Consider the following 3,914-nt stretch of genomic DNA (forward strand, 5'->3'; position numbering starts at 1 on the left):
CGGCCCGACCGCCCCCCGGGCCGCGGTCACCCCGCGCACGCGGGCACCGCGCCGGCCCGCCCTGCGCCTGCTGGCGGGCGCACCCGCATGGCAGTGGGCGCTGGCGCTCCTGCTCGCGGCGGGCGTCAACGGCGCGATGGCGGTCGACGCGGTCTCCCCCGTCCAGACCAAGGACGAGATCGGTTACCTCATGGCGGCACGGCTGCTCGGCGGGGGCGGCGGCGCCGAGCTCGTCATGCCGCCCTATGCCGGGGGGTACTCCGCCGGGTGGGGGCTGCTGCTGGCGCCGCTGTGGGCGCTGGTCGACCACCCCGTCCGCTTCTTCCACGCCGCGGTCGGCGCCAACGTCGTGATGGCGACGCTCGCGGTCGTCGTCTGGGCCGCCGTGGCACGCCGGCTCGGTGCCGGGCCGCGGGCCTCGCTCGGAGTGGCCACCCTCGTCGCCGTCGCCCCCGGTCGCGCGCTCTACACCGGCTACGCGCTGCCCGAGGCGCTGCTGGGCATCCTCGTGGCGGGCGCGTTCTGGCTCGTGCTGCGGCTGTGGGACGACCCGGCCGTGCCCGACCCCGACGGGCTCGGCGCACGCCCGGTCGCCGCGCGCACCGGCACGGCGTGGGCGCTCGCGGCGCTGGTGTCCTACCTGTCGCTGGTGCACAGCCGGTTCCTGCCCGCCGTCGGCCTGCTGCTCGTCGTCCTGGCGTGGTGGGCCTGGCGCGCGCGGGCCCGCGGCGGCGTGCTCGTCGTGGGCGCCGGCGCGGCCGGGGCGGTGGGCGGCGTGCTGGTCAACCGGTGGGTCGAGGACGTCCTCTACGGCGAGGTCGACCGCTTCGTCGCCGCCGGGGAGCAGATCGGCCAGCTGCACGGCGGGTTCATGGCGTCCCTCACCGTGGGGCACGCCTGGTACGGCGCGGTGGCGTGGGGCGGTCTCACGGTGGTCGGCGCCGTCTGGGCCCTGGGGCTGGCCGTGGCCGAGGTCCGCCGCCGCTCCCCCGGGCCGGCCACCGTGCTGCTGCTGCTCGTGCTGGCGCAGCTGGTCGTCGGCGCGGTGTACCTGTCCACCCGGATCGGCCTGGGGGCCGGGCGGTACGACCAGCTGGTGTACGGCCGGTACATGGACCCGGTGTGGGCGCTGCTCGCCGTCGTCGGACTGTCGGCCCTGGCCACCGGCCGCGCGGGGCCCGCCGTGCTGCGCCGGTCGGTGGTCGTCGTGATCGTCCTCGGCGCCGGCGTGGGCGTCGTGCTGCTGGCCCTCGGCGGGATCGTCGGCGGGCTGGTGCAGCTCAACGTCCCCGGCATCGAGATGTGGCGCTGGGTGTACGGGGAGGACCTCCGGGTGCCGTTCGTCCAGGCGACCGCGGCGGCGGTCCTCGTGCTGGTCGGCATCGGCTGGGCCCGCACCCGGGGTGTCCCCCGCGAGGCGGTCGCCGGCCTGCTGCTGGTCGCGGCGGTGGCCGGGACCGTGGTGGCGGAGGAGCGGACCATCGACCCGCGCGACCAGCGGCTGCGCGACCTGTTCAGCCTGCGCGAGGTCGTCGAGCAGGACGCCACGAGCCCGGTGGTGCTCGTCGTCGACCGGCCGCTGCTGCTCACGGCCACCGCGTTCCAGTACTGGCTGGGCGACCGGGAGTACCGGCTCGTCGACCCGCAGCGCGAGGCCGTGAAGATCGAGCCGGGCGAGCTCGTCATCGGCACGCTCTACCCGCGGCCGCTGATGATCGGTGCGCCGCGCGAGCTGCTCGAGGTGGACCCGACGTACCGGTACGGCGTGTGGAAGGCGGCCGGCGGGCCGGTCGACCCCGACCGGCTCTGACCGGCCCGCGGCGGCTCTCACCGGCACTGACCGGCCGCGCGCCGCGCAGCCCGTCGGGTACGACAGGGCCCCGGGGTGCGAGCACCCCGGGGCCGGTGTGGCAGGTGAAGGATTCGAACCTTCGAAGGCTAAGCCGACGGATTTACAGTCCGCTCCCATTGGCCGCTCGGGCAACCTGCCGTGTCGTCGCCACGGCGCGGACGCCGCAGCAGCGGTGCGAGGATAGCAACTGATCAGCACCCCAGGGACCAGCGCAGGAGGCACAGCCGTGGCAGCGGACTCGTCGTTCGACGTCGTCAGCAAGCTCGACCGCCAGGAGGTCGACAACGCGCTCAACCAGGCGGTCAAGGAGGTCCAGCAGCGGTACGACTTCAAGGGCACCGACGCCTCGGTGCGCTGGTCCGGCGACGACGTCATCCGCATCGAGGCCAACAGCGAGGAGCGCTGCACCGCCGTCCTCGACGTGCTGCAGACCAAGCTCGTCAAGCGCGGGGTCTCGCTCAAGGCGCTGGAGTCCGGGGAGCCGCGCGCCTCCGGCAAGACCTACCTGCTCGACTCGACCCTCAAGGAGGGCCTGAGCCAGGAGGTCGCCAAGAAGATCGGCAAGCTCGTCCGCGACGAGGGCCCCAAGGGCGTCAAGGCGCAGATCACGGGCGACGAGATGCGGGTCTCGGCCAAGAGCCGCGACGACCTGCAGGAGGTCATTGCCCTGCTCAAGGGCGCCGACCTGGACGTCGCGCTGCAGTTCGTCAACTACCGCTGAGGGTCAGGCCGTCCGCGTGGTCCTGGCCGACCTGACCGGGCGCGGGGGCCGGGCGGCCCGGGCGTCCCCCGCGGTGCGGCCGGCGCGCAGCCGGGTGACCGCCGCGTCGGCGTCCTCCTGCACGAGGTCGACGTCGACGGCGGTGGCCGCCCGCAGACCGTGCGAGGCGGCGGTCACCACGACCGCGCCCGGGTCCGACAGGTTGCCCGCGACGTAGACCTCGGTGGCCCCGGTGCCGGACGGCACGAAGCGTCCGGTGAGCGCCGGGCCGTCGTGCTGCAGCGCCGCGGGCACGCCGAGCGCGTCGAGCAGGTCGTCGAACGGGACCAGGCGCGGGGAGACGACCAGCGTCTCCCGGGGGACAATCTCGCCGGACCGCAGCCGCACCCCGCGCAGCCGGTCGTCCTCTACGACGACGGAGTGCACCGGTCCGTCGACCACGTCGACGCCGACCGCCTCGAGCCGCTCCGCGTTCTCCTCGTCGGGCGGGCCCTGGTCGTGTGTGAAGAGCAGGACGTCCTCGCCCCACTGGCGCAGTAGCATCGCCTCCCCCGCGGCCGACGGACCCGAGGCCAGCATCCCGACCGGCCGGTCGCGCGTCTCTCAACCGTGGCAGTACGGGCAGTGCAGCACGTCCTTCCCCCACCGCTCCCGGACACCCTCGACCGCCGGCAGCTCGTCGACCAGGCCCGTGGTGAGCAGGACGCGACGGGCCGGGAGGGCGCGGCCGTCCTCGAGGTGGACGACGAAGGACGGCGCCCGCTCACGCCCGTCCGGTCGACCCCGACGACTGTGCCCCGGGTGGTGCGCCCGCCGTAGCGGGCCACCTCGTCCCGCCCGCGCGCGAGCAGCTCCGCCGGGTGCACGCCCTCGCAACCCAGGTAGCCGTGCAAACCGGTGGCCGCGGCGTTGCGGGGGGAGCCTGCGTCGACCACCACGACGGCGCGCCGGGACCGGGCCAGCGTGAGGGCTGCGCTGAGCCCGGCGGCACCGCCCCCGACCACCACGACGTCGTACGTCTCGTCCACCCCGCCGCCCTGCCCGCGGACGACCGGCACGAACGTCCCGCACCCCGACCGCGACCGTCGGAGCGGGCAGGGGTGACGGTCAGGCGGGCCGCTGGGCGGTGCGCCGGACGGCGTCGCCGAACACCGACAGGCCGCTGCCGACGAGCAGCAGCCCCACGGTGCCCTCGAGCACCCAGCCGAGGACGCGACGGGCGCGGGCGCGCCGCGCGGAGGCGTCCATCGCCACGGTCAGCCCGGCCCCGACGAGGACGAGACCGGCCGGGGCCAGCACGCGCTCCGGGCCGGGCGGCGTCGGGCGGCCGGCTGCGGTGCG

3 protein-coding genes, 1 tRNA gene and 2 pseudogenes are annotated in these 3,914 nt (G+C 75.8%); 2 read left to right on the top strand and 4 right to left on the bottom strand.

Annotation, left to right across the window (positions count from 1 at the left end; all coding sequences use genetic code 11):
- Positions 1 to 1,810 (top strand): annotated as a pseudogene (locus WCS02_RS18405) (hypothetical protein); the annotation flags it as partial.
- Positions 1,811 to 1,908: 98 nt separating this feature from the next.
- Here WCS02_RS18405 and WCS02_RS18410 read toward each other — a convergent pair.
- Positions 1,909 to 1,990 (bottom strand) — tRNA-Tyr (locus tag WCS02_RS18410).
- Between the two features lie 88 nt (positions 1,991 to 2,078).
- On the opposite strand from WCS02_RS18410, the gene WCS02_RS18415 reads away from it, so the two are divergent.
- A complete protein-coding gene (locus tag WCS02_RS18415; RefSeq protein WP_340295745.1) occupies positions 2,079 to 2,573 on the top strand; it encodes a YajQ family cyclic di-GMP-binding protein in 495 nt (164 codons plus the stop codon).
- A gap of 3 nt (positions 2,574 to 2,576) precedes the next feature.
- On the opposite strand, the gene WCS02_RS18420 is transcribed toward WCS02_RS18415, so the two are convergent.
- From WCS02_RS18420 to WCS02_RS18430, 3 genes and pseudogenes are all read right to left on the bottom strand, one after another.
- A complete protein-coding gene (locus WCS02_RS18420; RefSeq protein ID WP_340295747.1) occupies positions 2,577 to 3,116 on the bottom strand; it encodes an NAD(P)/FAD-dependent oxidoreductase in 540 nt (179 codons plus the stop codon).
- 407 nt (positions 3,117 to 3,523) lie between these two features.
- Positions 3,524 to 3,631: pseudogene (locus tag WCS02_RS18425) on the bottom strand (FAD-binding protein); the annotation flags it as partial.
- 49 nt (positions 3,632 to 3,680) lie between these two features.
- Positions 3,681 to 3,914: hypothetical protein (locus WCS02_RS18430; RefSeq protein WP_340295746.1), on the bottom strand; the 234-nt coding region annotated here is incomplete at its 5' end.

It is taken from the genome of Aquipuribacter hungaricus, assembly GCF_037860755.1.
Taxonomy (GTDB): Bacteria; Actinomycetota; Actinomycetes; order Actinomycetales; family JBBAYJ01; genus Aquipuribacter; species Aquipuribacter hungaricus.